The organism is Streptomyces sp. NPDC046716, from assembly GCF_040645755.1.
Classification (GTDB): domain Bacteria; phylum Actinomycetota; class Actinomycetes; order Streptomycetales; family Streptomycetaceae; genus Streptomyces.
In genome coordinates, this window is the sequence record NZ_JBEYYU010000002.1 from 145004 (window position 1) to 160091 (window position 15088).

The 15088-nt window shown below is 69.5% G+C and carries 13 protein-coding genes and 1 riboswitch; of the genes, 9 read left to right on the forward strand and 4 right to left on the reverse strand.

Features of this window, described 5'->3' with window-relative positions; genetic code table 11:
• Positions 1-5: 5 nt before the first annotated feature.
• From ABZ930_RS02180 to ABZ930_RS02190, 3 genes are all read right to left on the reverse strand, one after another.
• Entirely contained in the window at positions 6-848 is an 843-nt protein-coding gene (locus ABZ930_RS02180; RefSeq protein WP_361540376.1) for a carbohydrate ABC transporter permease, read from the reverse strand.
• Positions 849-916: 68 nt separating this feature from the next.
• Positions 917-1909, reverse strand: coding sequence for a sugar ABC transporter permease (locus tag ABZ930_RS02185; RefSeq protein WP_361539973.1), 993 nt, complete (start codon positions 1907-1909; stop codon positions 917-919).
• A gap of 149 nt (positions 1910-2058) precedes the next feature.
• A complete protein-coding gene (locus ABZ930_RS02190) occupies positions 2059-3339 on the reverse strand; it encodes an extracellular solute-binding protein (protein ID WP_361539976.1) in 1281 nt (426 codons plus the stop codon).
• A 427-nt stretch (positions 3340-3766) separates the two neighbouring features.
• On the opposite strand from ABZ930_RS02190, the gene ABZ930_RS02195 reads away from it, so the two are divergent.
• From ABZ930_RS02195 to ABZ930_RS02225, 7 genes are all read left to right on the forward strand, one after another.
• Positions 3767-4531, forward strand: coding sequence for a GntR family transcriptional regulator (locus ABZ930_RS02195; protein WP_361539979.1), 765 nt, complete (start codon positions 3767-3769; stop codon positions 4529-4531).
• 107 nt (positions 4532-4638) lie between these two features.
• Positions 4639-6780 carry a carbon starvation CstA family protein gene (locus tag ABZ930_RS02200; protein ID WP_361539982.1) on the forward strand — a complete coding sequence of 714 codons (2142 nt, stop codon included), beginning with the start codon at positions 4639-4641 and terminating at the stop codon, positions 6778-6780.
• Positions 6755-6952: a YbdD/YjiX family protein gene (locus tag ABZ930_RS02205; RefSeq protein ID WP_361540379.1), complete on the forward strand. Its 198-nt coding sequence runs from the start codon at positions 6755-6757 to the stop codon at positions 6950-6952. The genes ABZ930_RS02200 and ABZ930_RS02205 overlap by 26 nt, the downstream gene beginning before the upstream one ends.
• Positions 6953-7071: 119 nt before the next feature.
• Positions 7072-7338 (forward strand): DUF3311 domain-containing protein, encoded by a 267-nt coding sequence (locus ABZ930_RS02210; RefSeq protein WP_361539985.1) that lies wholly within the window; start codon positions 7072-7074, stop codon positions 7336-7338.
• Entirely contained in the window at positions 7335-8954 is a 1620-nt protein-coding gene (gene mctP / locus ABZ930_RS02215) for a monocarboxylate uptake permease MctP (protein WP_361539988.1), read from the forward strand. Before ABZ930_RS02210 ends, mctP begins: the two co-directional genes overlap by 4 nt.
• Positions 8955-9050: 96 nt before the next feature.
• On the forward strand, positions 9051-10031 hold the full coding sequence (locus tag ABZ930_RS02220) for a nucleoside hydrolase (RefSeq protein ID WP_361539991.1): 981 nt from the start codon (positions 9051-9053) through the stop codon (positions 10029-10031).
• On the forward strand, positions 10028-10546 hold the full coding sequence (locus ABZ930_RS02225; RefSeq protein WP_361539994.1) for a GNAT family N-acetyltransferase: 519 nt from the start codon (positions 10028-10030) through the stop codon (positions 10544-10546). Before ABZ930_RS02220 ends, ABZ930_RS02225 begins: the two co-directional genes overlap by 4 nt.
• Here ABZ930_RS02225 and ABZ930_RS02230 read toward each other — a convergent pair.
• Positions 10536-11363: a hypothetical protein gene (locus ABZ930_RS02230; RefSeq protein WP_361539997.1), complete on the reverse strand. Its 828-nt coding sequence runs from the start codon at positions 11361-11363 to the stop codon at positions 10536-10538. The two genes, ABZ930_RS02225 and ABZ930_RS02230, sit on opposite strands and share 11 nt — an antisense overlap.
• 70 nt (positions 11364-11433) lie before the next feature.
• Positions 11434-11575: riboswitch (cobalamin riboswitch) on the forward strand.
• Between the two features lie 124 nt (positions 11576-11699).
• Here ABZ930_RS02230 and ABZ930_RS02235 point away from each other — a divergent pair.
• Complete coding sequence (locus ABZ930_RS02235; RefSeq protein WP_361540000.1) at positions 11700-14048, forward strand: ribonucleoside-diphosphate reductase subunit alpha; 2349 nt, start codon at positions 11700-11702, stop codon at positions 14046-14048.
• Positions 14048-15067 (forward strand): ribonucleotide-diphosphate reductase subunit beta, encoded by a 1020-nt coding sequence (locus ABZ930_RS02240; protein ID WP_361540003.1) that lies wholly within the window; start codon positions 14048-14050, stop codon positions 15065-15067. The genes ABZ930_RS02235 and ABZ930_RS02240 overlap by 1 nt, the downstream gene beginning before the upstream one ends.
• Positions 15068-15088 lie beyond the last annotated feature (21 nt).

Consider the following 15088-nt stretch of genomic DNA (forward strand, 5'->3'; position numbering starts at 1 on the left):
TGGCGTTATCCCTTCACGGCGCCGGCGGTGAGACCCGCGGCCATCTTGCGCTGGACGAAGAGGAACAGAACCACAATCGGCACAGCCATCATCGTGGATCCGGCCATCATCGGGGCGTACTCCGTACCGTGCTTGGTGGTGAAGTTGCCGAGCCAGACCGTGGCCGTCTGGTGCTTCTGGCTCATCAGCATCAGGGCGTACAGGTACTCGTTCCAGGCCTGGATGAAGGCGTAGACCGAGGTGGCGACCATGCCGGGGGCGAGCAGCGGGAAGACGACGCGGACGAAGGCGCCGGTGCGGGTGCACCCGTCGACCTGGGCGGCCTCCTCCAGCTCCTTGGGGATGTTGACGATGAATCCGCGCAGCGTCCACACCGTGAACGGCAGGATGAACGTCAGGTACGTGATGACCAGGCCGGAGAGCTTGTCGTACTGGTCGAGGTCGTTCAGGAGCAGGAAGACCGGGATGATCATGGCGACCAGCGGCACCATCTGCACCGCGAGGATGCCGACGATCACGATCTTGCGGCCGCGGAAGGCGAACCGGGAGATGGCGAGCGCCGCGAGCATGCCGATGATGATGCCGATGACGACCACGACGAGCGAGACGACGAGGCTGCGGCCGACCGGGCCCCAGAAGTCCGAGATGTCGAGGGCGCGCTTGAAGTTGTCGAGGGTGAACCCGGTCGGGAACAGGCTCGGGTCCGGGTCGATGGCGTCCTTGGCGGGCTTGAACGCCGTGTTGACCATCCAGTAGACCGGGAAGCCGGCGACGAGGAAGACGATCAGGCCGATGACGTTCCAGCCGAGCTTGGACTTGCGGCGGCCGCTGTCGGCGGTGATCGTCACCGGGGCTGCCTTCCCGGGCTTGCCCGGCTTGTTCGGCTTCCCCTGCTGCACAGGGGCGGTGGTGGCGCTCACTCGACCTCTCCGATCTTGAGCATCTGGCGCATGTAGACGGCGACGACGCCGAGCAGCAGGATCACCGTGATCAGGGCGATCGCGGAGCCCTGCGCGTAGTCGTTGACCTGGAACGCCCGGTCGTAGGAGTAGGTGGTGAGCAGCTGGAACTCGTCCTCGGGGTGACCGTTGCGCATCACGAAGACCTGCGGGAAGACGCCCATGTCCCAGATCACCGAGAGCGTCGTGAGCATCACGATGATGGGCTTGAGGATCGGCAGGGTGACGAAGCGGAAGACGCCCCAGGCGCCGGCTCCGTCGAGGCGCGCGGCCTCCTCCATCTCCTTGGGGACCTGGGTCAGGCCCGCGCTGAGCGTGATGACCACGAAGGGCACGGCGCCCCAGACCACCAGGAGCATGATGACGGCGAGGCCCTGGGGGCCGCTGGCGAACCAGTTGTGGCCGACCATGTCGACGCCGGGCAGCTTGCTCAGCAGGGCGTTGAAGATGCCGTAGTCGGAGTCGAAGAGCCACTTGAAGACGGTGGTGGCGACGATGATGGGCATGCCCCAGCTCGCCACGAGCGCGATGTTGATGAGGGTCTTCACCCAGCCCGAGACGCGCTGCTGGAGCAGGGCGATGAGCATGCCGACGACCATCGTGAAGATGACCGATCCGCCGGCGAAGACGATGGTGCGGACGACGACCTGCCAGAACTGGCTGTCGCCGAGGATCGCGGTGAAGTTGTCGAAGCCGACCGACTCGGGGTCCTGGAACCCCCACAGCTGGGCCTGGCCGAACTTCTGGAAGGAGAGTGTGACCAGCCGGACCAGCGGGTAACCGAGGACCAGGACGAGGATCAGCAGACAGGGGGCGAGCAGCGCCCACGGGGTGGCCGCCCCGCCCGTGCGCTGTCTGCGTGGCCCCTGAGGGGACCCGCTTCCCCCGCCCGGCGGCGGCGATTGCCGCGGCGGCGGCATCTTGGCAGTGGTCGTGTCTGCGGCACTCATCCGCGCGCTCCTCAGCGGTCCCTCAGGTGGTGCAATAGGTCGAGCTCAGCCGTGGGTGTGCGCCCGGCGCGCGGGGCGCACGGGGCGTACGGAGGTACGAGCCGCGGGGCCCCGTCGCCGGCTGCCGGCCGACGGGGCCCCGCGTCGGGTCACTTGGTGTTGATGACCTTGTCGATCTTGGCGTCCGCGTCCTTCGCGGCCTGCGCGACGGACTTCTTGCCGGTGCCGATCTCCTGCAGCATCGTCTGCAGGACCTGGGCCTTCTCGACCGCACCCCAGCCCGGGGCCATCGGGACGAACCAGTTGGACTCGGCCGCGGTGGCCGGGACCTCGGTCTTCGGATCGGCCTTCATGGTGGCCAGGTCCTTCTTGTTGTTGGGCAGGTTGCCCTTGGCCATCAGGCCGGCCTGGCCCTTGGCGCCGGTGAAGGCGTTGATCCACTCGCCGGCCACGGCCTGCGCGTCGGACTTCACCGGGACGGCGAGGTCCGAGCCGCCGAGGAAGACGGGCATCGCCTTGCCGGACGGACCCGGCATCACGAAGTTCTCGAGGTTGTCCTTGAGCTTGCCGGTCTTGTCGTTCTTCGGGTCGGCGGAGGTCGCGCCCTCCCAGGCCGCACCGAAGATCAGGTCCGACTTGCCCTGCCCGTACACGATGTAGCGGTCGGACTCGTCCTTGGTCTTGTCACCGTGCATGTACTTGTCGATGACGTTCTTGAACTGGTCGAGGCCCTTCTGGGACTCGGCCGAGGAGAGGTTGGCGACCCACTTGCCGCCCTCTTCCTTGGCGATGGAGCCGCCGGCGTCGTAGACGAAGGACATGGCCGCGTACCAGTCACGGGTGGGCTGGTACCAGGCGTTGAACTTGTCGCCCTGCTTCTTCTGGATCTTGTCCAGGGCGGCGGTGAGCTCGTCGTACGTCTTCGGCGCGGTCTTGATGCCCGAGGCCTTGGCGATGTCCGTGCGCCAGGTCGCCACGCGGCCACCGGCGTAGTAGGGGACGCCGTAGGTCTTGCCGTCGTACGTCACCGAGGCCTTGAGGCCGTCGAGCCACTGGTCCGAGTTCTCGAACTTGGCGGGGTCGACCGGGGCGAGCGCGCCCTTGACCATGTAGCTGAGCATCTCGGTGTTGCCCATCTCGACCACGTCCGGCACCTTGTCGGTGGCGAGGACGGCGTCCAGCTTCGCGGGCTTGTCCGGCCAACCGTAGTACTCGTGGTTGATCTTGATGCCGGGGTGCTTCTTCTTGATGGCCGCGTCGGCGGCCTTGACCAGGTCGGGCCAGTTGTTCTGGGCGTCGACCGTCAGCCAGACGGTCAGCTCCTTGGCGTCCGCCCCCGCGTTGTCGGACTTCTTGTCACTGTCGCCACACGCCGCGACCGAGACCATGATGCCCGCGATACCGATCGCCGCTATCAGCTTGCGCTTCACGCCACCCTCCTCAGGGATGCCAGCAACCCCCCACCCACAGCGACGCATACGACGAGTAGTGCTCGTGGGACTGGGACCTGGTCATTAATGGTGTAGACCAGTAAGCGGAGCTTGGCCCAGACCAATAGGCGTGTCAAGGGTGGCTGAGAAAGGTCCGTGCGTCCGTTATCGGAACGACACCCGCCCGACACGGCAGGGGGGTTGAGCCCGCGGCGCACCTCTTGCCCGGGAACGCTCCCACCAATCGGCCATGTGGACTAGACCAGGCGGTCACCGACCGGTATAAGGAGGGATCACGGAGCGTGCGGGACCTGAAGAGGGGTCCCACCCAGCGAGCCGTGCCACGATGTGAACCGTGGAGCCGTGGCCGATGCGCGTGGACGTCGGTCGCATCGGCACAGGAGCCGGGAAGGCGGAGCAGCGGAGCATGAGCACCGACGTCAGCAGTGCGGAGAACGAGAGCGGGGCGCCCGTCCGTACCGCGCGCGTGCCCAAGTACTACCGCCTGAAGAAGCATCTGCTCGACATGACGGAGACGCTGCCGCCGGGCACCCCGGTGCCGCCGGAGCGCACGCTGGCCGCCGAGTTCGACACCTCCCGCACCACGGTCCGCCAGGCCCTCCAGGAGCTCGTCGTCGAGGGCCGCCTGGAGCGCATCCAGGGCAAGGGCACCTTCGTCGCCAAGCCCAAGGTCTCCCAGGCGCTCCAACTCACCTCGTACACCGAGGACATGAGGGCCCAGGGCCTGGAGCCCACCTCCCAGCTGCTCGACATCGGCTATGTCACGGCGGACGACACCCTCGCGGGCCTGCTCGACATCACGGCCGGCGGGCGCGTCCTGCGCATCGAGCGGCTGCGCCTGGCCAGCGGCGAGCCCATGGCCATCGAGACCACGCACCTGTCGGCCAAGCGCTTCCCCGCGCTGCGCCGCAGCCTCGTCAAGTACACGTCCCTGTACACGGCGTTGGCCGAGGTCTACGACGTCCATCTCGCGCAGGCCGAGGAGACCATCGAGACGTCGCTGGCCACGCCGCGCGAGGCGGGTCTGCTCGGTACGGACGTCGGCCTGCCGATGCTGATGCTCTCCCGGCACTCGATCGACGGCTCGGGCCAGCCGGTGGAGTGGGTGCGCTCCGTGTACCGCGGCGACCGCTACAAGTTCGTGGCGCGCCTCAAGCGGCCGATGGACTGATCGAGCCCCAACTCCCTTACCCGGTGGACGTGTTCGCGCCGTAGCGCGCGTACACCTTTCTGCCCTACGGTCCTCCCGTCGCCGCATGGACGGGAGGGGACCACCCCGTGCGTACCGCATCTCCTCGCACCATCGCCCTTTGGACACTCGTCGCCCTCGTGGGCGCCGCCGGCTGGAGCGTGCTCGCGCTCGCGCGCGGGGAGGAGGTCTCCGCCGCGTGGATGGTGGCCGCCGCGCTCGGCACGTACGCCATCGCCTACCGCTTCTACGCGAAGTTCATCGCGCGCAAGGTCCTGAAGGTCGACGCGAAGCGGGCCACCCCCGCCGAGCGGCTGAACGACGGCATGGACTTCCATCCGACCGACCGGCGCGTGCTCCTCGGCCACCACTTCGCCGCGATCGCCGGGGCCGGGCCGCTGGTCGGCCCGGTGCTCGCCGCGCAGATGGGCTATCTGCCGGGCACCATCTGGATCATCGTGGGCGTCGTCCTCGCGGGCGCCGTCCAGGACATGGTGGTGCTCTTCTTCTCCACCCGGCGCGACGGGCGCTCGCTCGGGCAGATGGCCCGCGAGGAGATCGGCCCGTTCGGCGGGGCCGCCGCGCTGATCGCCGCCTTCGCCATCATGATCATCCTGCTCGGGGTGCTCGCCCTCGTCGTCGTGAACGCGCTGGCCGCCTCCCCGTGGGGGACGTTCTCCATCGCAATGACCGTCCCCATCGCGCTGTTCATGGGCTTCTACCTGCGGGTGCTGCGGCCCGGCCGGGTCAGCGAGGTCTCGCTCATCGGGATCGCGCTGCTGCTGCTCGCGCTGGTCGCCGGGCGCTGGGTCGCCGAGTCGTCCTGGGCCGACACCTTCACCCTGAAGCCCGCCACCCTCGTGCTGTGGCTGGTCGGGTACGGGTTCGTGGCCTCGGTGCTGCCGGTGTGGATGCTGCTCGCGCCGCGCGACTACCTCTCCACCTTCATGAAGCTCGGCACCATCGCGCTGCTCGCCGTCGGCGTGGTCGTCACGCTGCCGACGCTCAGGATGGACCCGGTCACCGACTTCGCCACGCGGGGCAACGGGCCGGTCTTCGCCGGGTCGCTGTTCCCGTTCGTCTTCATCACCATCGCGTGCGGCGCCCTCTCCGGGTTCCACGCGCTCATCTCGTCCGGCACGACGCCGAAGATGATCCAGAAGGAGACCCAGGTCCGGATGATCGGCTACGGCTCCATGCTCATGGAGTCGTCGGTCGCCGTCATGGCGCTGATCGCCGCCTCGATCATCGACCCGGGGCTGTACTTCGCCATGAACGCGCCCGCGGGCGTCATCGGCGACAGCGTGCAGTCGGCCTCGCAGGCCGTGGCGCACTTCGGGTACTCGATCTCGCCGGGCGACCTCGCCCAGGCCGCGAAGAACGTCGAGGAGTCGACGCTCCTGTCCCGCACGGGCGGCGCGCCCACCCTCGCCGTCGGCGTCTCGGAGATCTTCTCGAAGGTGACCGGCGACGGCCTGCGCGCCTTCTGGTACCACTTCGCCATCATGTTCGAGGCACTGTTCATCCTGACCGCGCTCGACGCCGGCACGCGCGTGGGCCGCTTCATGCTCCAGGACATGCTGGGCAACGTCGTCAAGCCGTTCAAGAACGTGAGCTGGAAGCCGGGGCTGCTCCTGTGCAGCGCCGTCGTCGTCGGCCTGTGGGGCTACTTCCTCTGGGTCGGCGTGCACGAGCCGCTCGGCGGGATCAACCAGCTCTTCCCGATCTTCGGCATCGCCAACCAGCTGCTCGCGGCCGTGGCGCTGGCCGTCTGCACCACGCTGCTGGTGAAGTCCGGGCGGCTCAAGTGGGCCTGGATCACCGGGATCCCGCTGGCCTGGGACGCCACGGTGACGCTCACCGCGAGCTGGCAGAAGGTGTTCTCGTCCGACCCGAAGGTCGGCTTCTTCCAGCAGCGCGCGAACTACCAGGACGCGATCGACGCCGGGAAGGTGCTGCCGCCCGCCAAGTCGATGGACGACATGCACACCGTCGTCACCAACTCCACGGTGGACGGCGTCCTTTCGGCCGCGCTCGCCCTGCTCGTCGTGGTGGTGATCCTGGACGCGGCCCGGATCTGCGTGAAGCACGTGCGCGATCCCCGTTCGTCGAAGCTCAGCGAGGCCCCGTACGTGGAGTCCGCCCTGGTGGCCCCGGCCGGCCTCTTCCCCAGCCGGAAGGAGAAGGAGGAACGTCGTGACGCTGGTGTCGGCAGTCCTGCGGGTCGGTAGGCAGGTGCGCTGGTACGTCCGCGAGTTGACGGACGAGGCGGCCTACGACCGCCATGTGGCGCATCTGCGGGCCGCGCATCCGGATATCTGCGCGCCCTCGCGCAGGGAGTTCGAGCGGATGCGGACGGACCGCCAGGAATCGGATCCACGACAGGGGTTCCGCTGCTGCTGACACCCGGTCGTGCCCCGTCCGTTATGCGGACGGGGGTTCCGTGGAGCGAGACTCTCGCCTAGATTTCCCGCACGTTAAGCATGAGATAAGTGGAACCAGCGAGGGGACGGAGCCGCGTCATGTCCGATGCGCCTGAAGTGAGCGAACCGGTGGTCACACCGGTTCGCGTAGTGATTGCACTGTGCCTGATCGCACCGTTCGTGGCGATGCTCTGGGTCAGTTCCTACGCCAAGGTCGACCCGACGTTCATCGGCATCCCGTTCTTCTACTGGTACCAGATGCTCTGGGTGCTGATCTCGACCGCGCTCACGATGACCGCGTACAAGCTGTGGCAGCGCGACCAGCGCGGCCGTAAGTCCGACCGGTCCGCGGGGAGCAAGGCGTGAACAACGGCGTCAACGGTGTCGCGCTCACCGTCTTCATCATCTTCTTCCTGGCCGTCACGGTCATGGGCTTCCTGGCCGCGCGCTGGCGCCGGTCGGAGAACGACTCGCTCGACGAATGGGGCCTGGGCGGACGCTCGTTCGGCACCTGGATCACCTGGTTCCTGCTCGGCGGCGACCTCTACACGGCGTACACCTTCGTCGCCGTCCCCGCGGCGATCTACGCGGCCGGCGCGGCCGGCTTCTTCGCGGTGCCGTACACGATCCTCGTGTACCCCCTGATCTTCACGTTCCTGCCGCGCCTGTGGTCGGTCTCGCACAAGCACGGGTACGTGACGACGTCCGACTTCGTGCGCGGACGCTTCGGCTCGAAGGGCCTGTCGCTGGCGGTCGCGGTCACCGGCATCCTCGCCACGATGCCGTACATCGCGCTCCAACTGGTCGGTATCCAGGCCGTGCTGGACGTCATGGGCGTCGGCGGCGGCGAGGGCACCAACTGGTTCGTCAAGGACCTGCCGCTGCTGATCGCGTTCGGCGTGCTCGCCGCGTACACCTACTCGTCGGGCCTGCGGGCCCCCGCGCTGATCGCGTTCGTCAAGGACACGCTGATCTACATCGTCATCGCGGTCGCCATCATCTACATCCCGATCAAGCTGGGCGGCTTCGACGACATCTTCGCGGCGGCCTCCGACAAGTTCGACGCCGCGAACAAGGCGGCCGGCAAGCCGGTCGCCGGGCTCGCGCCCGGATCGTCGGGCACCTGGACGTACGCGACGCTGGCGCTCGGCTCGGCCCTCGCGCTGTTCATGTACCCGCACTCGATCACGGCGACCCTGTCCTCCAAGAGCCGCAACGTGATCCGCCGCAACACCACGATCCTGCCGCTGTACTCGCTCATGCTGGGCCTGCTCGCGCTGCTCGGGTTCATGGCGATCGCGGCCGGGATCAAGGTGCAGAACGGGCAGTTGGCGATCCCGCAGCTGTTCGAGGACATGTTCCCCGACTGGTTCGCGGGCGTGGCCTTCGCGGCGATCGGCATCGGCGCGCTGGTGCCCGCGGCCATCATGTCCATCGCGGCCGCCAACCTCTTCACCCGCAACATCTACAAGGACTTCATCAAGCCGGACGCGACCCCGCAGCAGGAGACCAAGGTCTCCAAGCTGGTGTCGCTGCTGGTGAAGGTCGGCGCGCTCGCCTTCGTCCTCACCATGGACAAGACGGTCGCGATCAACTTCCAGCTGCTCGGCGGCATCTGGATCCTCCAGACCTTCCCGGCGCTCGTCGGCGGTCTGTTCACCCGCTGGTTCCACCGCTGGGCGCTGCTCGCCGGCTGGGCCGTCGGCATGGTCTACGGCACGGTCGCCGCGTGGAACGTCGAGTCGGCGACGCAGAAGCACTTCGGCGGATCCTCGGCCGAGATCCCCGGCATCGGGCAGATCGGCTACATCGGCATGACGGCGATCGTCCTGAACGTCGTCGTGACCGTCGTGCTCACCTTCGTCCTGCGCGCGCTGAAGGCGCCGGACGGCATCGACGAGACGTCCCCGTCGGACTACACCGCCGACGCGGGCGACAAGGGCGTCAAGGTCGAGCTGCCCACCGTGGGCGCCGGTCACTAGCGCCACCACGTCCACCTGACGAGCCCCTCCCGACCGGAGGGGCTTGTCCCGTTACGGTGACCCGGTAAGCCCCGCACCACCCGCCCTGGAGGAAAAGTGCCCGCCCCCATCGTTCTCGACAGCGACCCCGGCATCGACGACGCCGTAGCCCTCCAGTACCTGCTCGGCACCGGGCTGTGGGACCTGAAGGCGTACACGACCGTCGGCGGCAACGTCCCCGCGGAGCAGACCTTCCGCAACGGCCGCGCGCTCGCCCGGGCCTTCGGCATCGACGGGGACGTGTCCGTGCACCGGGGCGCAGGCCGCCCGCTCACCCGGCTGCCCTACTCGGCGGCCGGTGAGTTCCACGGCGCCTCCGGGCTCGGCGCCGAGACGCTGCCCGACTCCACCGCGCCCGAGGTCACCGAGTCCTCCGCGCAGGCCCTGCTGCGGCTCTCGCGGGAGTACGAGGGCGACCTCACCGTCTGCGCCACGGGACCGCTCACCAATGTGGCCCTCGCGCTCACCGAGGACCCGGACTTCGCGCGGCGCGTGAAGAAGCTCGTCTTCATGGGCGGCGCCGCCGACGTGCCCGGGAACATCACGCCGGTCGCCGAGTTCAACGCGTGGGCCGACCCGGACGCCGTGGACCTCGTCGTCTCCTCCGGCATCGCGTACACGATGGTCGGCCTCGACGCGACGCACGGCTGGCGGTTCACCACCGACGACCTGGAGACCCTGCGGGCGGCCGGCGAGGGCATGGCGCTCACCTCCCGTCTGATGGACTTCTACCTCGGCGCGTACCGCGAGACCGGCGGCTCCCCGCTGCACGACCCGCTGGCCGTGGGCGTGTGCGCCGACGAGTCGTTCGTGACCGCCGCCGAGGGCACCGTCGTGGTGGAGTGCGGCTCCGAACTCACCCGCGGCAAGACCGTGTTCATCCCCTACGACGCGGACTACCCCCGCGCCTACTACCAGGAGTCCCCGCTGGTCGCGGCCCGCACCGAGCGGCGCGGCCGGGTCGCCCTCGGCACCGGCCCCCGCAACTTCACCGAGGACTTCGTGAACACCCTCCTCAAGCAGCCGAGCGCGGCATGAGCGCTCCCGCCGCCGTCACCGTCCGGGCCGTGCGCCCCGAGGACCACGCCCGGCTCGGCGAGATCGGTGCCGCCGCCTATCTGGACAGCGGGCTGCTCGCGTTCGGCGAGAGCGACTGGTACGCGGGTGAGCTGCGCGATGTCGCGCGGCGCGCCCGGGAGGCCACCGTGCTCGTCGCCGTCGGCCCCGACGGGGCCGTGCTCGGCGGCGTCACGTACGTCCCCGCGCACGACCATCCGTACGCCGAGGTGGCCCGGGAGGGCGAGGCCGAGTTCCGGATGCTGGCCGTGGCCGCCGAGGCGCGCGGGCAGGGCGCGGGGGCGGCCCTCGTGCGGGCCGTGATCGACCGCGCGCGGGCCGACGGACGCACGGCCCTCGTGCTGTCCACCCAGCCCGTCGCGACCGCCTCGCACCGGCTCTACGAGCGGCTCGGGTTCCGCCGGGCACCCGGCCGGGACTGGGCACCGGTGCCCGAAGTGGCGCTCATCGGCTACGAGTTGAGGCTCAGCGACTGATCCCGTACAGATCGCCGCGCACGTCCCGGGCGAGCTGCGCGGCCCAGCGGACGGTCGCGTCGCGGTCGGCTCCCTCGCCGCTGATCACCCGGACGAGGACCCCGCCGACGCGGACGTGGGCGGTGTACGTGGTCCTGGTGTCGCCCTCGTAGGAGATGTCCTGGATCTCCAGGTACGCCTCGTCGCCGAGACCCTCCAGCGGCTCGGTGCGGTAGCGCTCGGTGGCGGAGCCGGCCTCCATGTCGGAAGCGAACTCCGGGCAGTGGCGCAGGATGTCCAGCTCGACCCGGTGCAGAGCGCGGGCCGCCTCGGGACGCAGCGACACGAGGACTTGAGTGACCACGATGTGACCGCGTGGCGGCGCGTGGTTCCGGTCGACCCAGGAGGCGTACGTGGAGGCCGTGGTGCCGCGGTAGGCCGCGGGGCCGAGCCACGCCGGGTCCGCCTCGCTCTCCAGGCAGTACGACCACCGGCCGCGCCGCTGCTCGCGGGTGGACTCGAACGGCATCGCGAGCACCTCGTCGCGCTCCAGGCCCCGCCCGAAGGCGGACGCGGGCAGCAGGGCGTCCCGCAGCCGCTCGGCGCTGAAGGTGCGCCCGTCGGCCGCCACGGCGTCGAGCCCGGGCGCGGTCGCCGGGCCGGTCGGCAGGACCACCTCCGGACGGGGCGCCTCCGGGCGCGTCGGCGTCGGCGTCGGGGACGCGGGTCGGCTCGACGCGGGCCGCTTCGCCTCCGCCGCTTCCGGCCGGTCGGCACCGCACCCCGCCAGAAGCCCCGCCAGAACCGGCACCAAGGCCGCCGTCCGCCACCCGCGCATGGCATCGCCCTCCCCAGGAACGCTCACACTGCGAGACCTTAGCCGACACAAGATGTGGGGCTGCGGCGAACACCCGGCACAACATGTATGCTCGCTCTCGCTGTCAGCGCAGGGGAATCCGGTGCAAATCCGGAACTGTCCCGCAACGGTGAACGTAAGCCTCATACAGGCGTCACGGAGTCCGAGGACCTGCCGACGGCACACCCGAGCCGCCCGGCCCGGGTGTCGACGACGTCCGGGCCTCGTGGAATGGGCCGGTGACGCGGGCCCTGCCGTGCGCGGGCCCCTGCCACTGTCTCCCCGCGGGCCCCGAGCCGAGCGAGGGAGAGCCCCACCGTGACCATCGCGCCCGCTGATCCTGCCTCAGTCGTGGCCGAGGCGGATGCCCCCGGTACCGCGTTGCTGCGCACCCTGACCGAGCTGACCGCCGATCTGCCCGCCGCGGATCCCGGCCGGGTCGCGGCCGCCGCGCTGCGGGGCCGCAGCGCGCGGGCCGACGAGGCCGAGCTGCGCGAACTCGCCACCGAGGGCGCGGCCGGGCTGATCTCCGAGGACCCCGTCTACTCCCGGCTCGCCGCGCGACTGCTCACCCTCTCCATCGCCGCCGAGGCGGCCTCGCAGGGCGTGACGTCGTTCACCGGGTCGATCGCCGTCGGTCACCGTGAGGGCCTGATCGCGGACCGCACCGCCGAGTTCGTCCGTGTGCACGCCGCGCGGCTCGACGCGCTGGTGGACCGCGCGGCCGACGACCGCTTCGGCTACTTCGGTCTGCGCACCGTCTTCAGCCGCTACCTGCTGCGCCACCCGATCACCCGCAAGGTGATCGAGACGCCCCAGCACTTCATGCTGCGGGTCGCGGCCGGTCTCGCCGAGGACGACTCGGCGCGCGCGCTCGACGAGGTCGCCGCGCTGTACGGCCTGATGAGCCGGCTCGACTACCTCCCCTCCTCCCCCACGCTCTTCAACTCCGGCACCCGGCACCCGCAGATGTCGAGCTGCTACCTCCTCGACTCGCCGCTGGACGAGCTGGACTCGATCTACGACCGCTACCACCAGGTGGCCCGGCTCTCGAAGCACGCGGGCGGCATCGGCCTCTCGTACTCCCGCGTCCGCTCGCGCGGTTCGCTGATCCGCGGCACGAACGGCCACTCCAACGGCATCGTCCCGTTCCTGAAGACCCTCGACGCGTCGGTCGCGGCGGTGAACCAGGGCGGGCGCCGCAAGGGCGCGGCCGCCGTCTACCTGGAGACCTGGCACTCCGATATCGAGGAGTTCCTGGAGCTGCGGGACAACACCGGCGAGGACGCCCGGCGCACCCACAACCTGAATCTGGCGCACTGGATCCCGGACGAGTTCATGCGCCGGGTGGACGCCGACCGGCCGTGGTCGCTGTTCTCGCCGGCCGACGTGCCCGAGCTGGTCGACCTGTGGGGCGACGACTTCGACGCCGCGTACCGGAAGGCCGAGGCCGAGGGGAAGGCGCTCAAGACCATCCCCGCCCGCGATCTGTACGGCCGCATGATGCGCACCCTCGCGCAGACCGGCAACGGCTGGATGACGTTCAAGGACGCCGCCAACCGCACCGCCAACCAGACCGCGGAGCCCGGCCACACGGTCCACTCCTCGAACCTGTGCACCGAGATCCTGGAGGTCACGGACGACGGGGAGACCGCCGTCTGCAACCTCGGCTCGGTGAACCTGGGCTCGTTCGTGGTCGAGGGCGACATCGACTGGGAGCGCCTCGACGAGACCGTCCGCACGGCCGTCACCTTCCTCGACCGCGTCGTCGACATCAACTTCTACCCGACCGAGCAGGCGGGCCGCTCCAACGCCCGCTGGCGCCCGGTGGGCCTGGGCGCGATGGGCCTCCAGGACGTCTTCTTCAAGCTGCGGCTGCCGTTCGACTCCCCCGAGGCGAAGGCGCTGTCCACGCGGCTCCAGGAGCGGATCATGCTCGCCGCGTACGAGGCGTCGGCGGACCTCGCCGAGCGCAACGGCCCGCTCCCCGCCTGGGAGAAGACCCGCACCGCGCGCGGCGTCCTGCACCCCGACCACTACGACGTCGAGTTCACGTGGCCGGAGCGCTGGGCCGCGCTGCGGGAACGTATCGCCACCACCGGCATGCGGAACTCGCTGCTGCTCGCCATCGCGCCGACGGCCACGATCGCCTCGATCGCCGGTGTGTACGAGTGCATCGAGCCGCAGGTCTCCAACCTGTTCAAGCGCGAGACGCTGTCGGGCGAGTTCCTCCAGGTCAACTCGTACCTGGTGGACGAGCTGAAGGCGCTCGGCGTGTGGGACGCGCAGACCCGTGAGGCGCTGCGCGAGTCCAACGGCTCGGTGCAGGGCTTCACCTGGGTGCCGGACGACGTGCGGGCGCTGTACCGCACCGCGTGGGAGATCCCGCAGCGCGGCCTCATCGACATGGCGGCGGCCCGTACCGCCTTCCTCGACCAGGCCCAGTCCCTGAACCTGTTCCTGGAGACGCCGACCATCGGCAAGCTCTCCTCGATGTACGCGTACGCCTGGAAGTCGGGCCTGAAGACGACGTACTACCTGCGCTCGCGCCCCGCGACGCGCATCGCCCGGGCGGCGGCCCGCGCCACCGTCCCCGTACAGGTGGCCGACCCCGACGCGGTCGCCTGCTCCCTGGAAAACCCCGAGTCCTGCGAGGCCTGCCAGTAATGACCACTTCTTCCTCGGACAAGAACCTGCTCGACCCGGGCTTCGAACTGACCCTGCGCCCCATGCGCTACCCGGACTTCTACGAGCGCTACCGCGACGCGATCAAGAACACCTGGACCGTCGAGGAGGTCGACCTCCACTCGGACGTCGCCGACCTCGCGAAGCTCAGCCCCGGCGAGCAGCACATGATCGGCCGGCTGGTCGCGTTCTTCGCGACGGGCGACTCGATCGTCGCGAACAACCTGGTGCTCACGCTCTACAAGCACATCAACTCCCCCGAGGCGCGGCTCTACCTCTCGCGCCAGCTCTTCGAGGAGGCCGTGCACGTCCAGTTCTATCTGACGCTGCTCGACACCTACCTCCCCGATCCGGAGGACCGGACGGCCGCCTTCGCCGCGGTGGAGAACATCCCGTCGATCCGTGAGAAGGCCGAGTTCTGCTTCAAGTGGATGGACTCGGTGGAGAAGCTGGACCGCCTGGAGTCCAAGGCGGACCGCCGCCGCTTCCTGCTCAACCTGATCTGCTTCGCGGCGTGCATCGAGGGCCTGTTCTTCTACGGCGCCTTCGCCTACGTCTACTGGTTCCGCAGCCGGGGCCTGCTGCACGGCCTGGCCACCGGCACGAACTGGGTGTTCCGCGACGAGACGATGCACATGTCGTTCGCCTTCGACGTGGTCGACACCGTCCGCAAGGAGGAGCCGGAGCTCTTCGACGAGGCGCTGGAGCAGCAGGTCACCGACATGCTGCGGGAGGCGGTCGAGGCGGAGCTGCAGTTCGGTCGCGACCTGTGCGGTGAGGGCCTGCCGGGCATGAACACCGACTCGATGCGCCAGTACCTGGAGTGCGTCGCCGACCAGCGCCTCCAGCGCCTCGGCTTCGCGCCGGTGTACGGCTCGGAGAACCCGTTCGCGTTCATGGAGCTCCAGGGCGTCCAGGAGCTGACCAACTTCTTCGAGCGCCGTCCGTCCGCGTACCAGGTCGCGGTCGAGGGTTCGGTCGGCTTCGACGAGGAGTTCTAGTCCGGCGCGCGCCGGGAAATC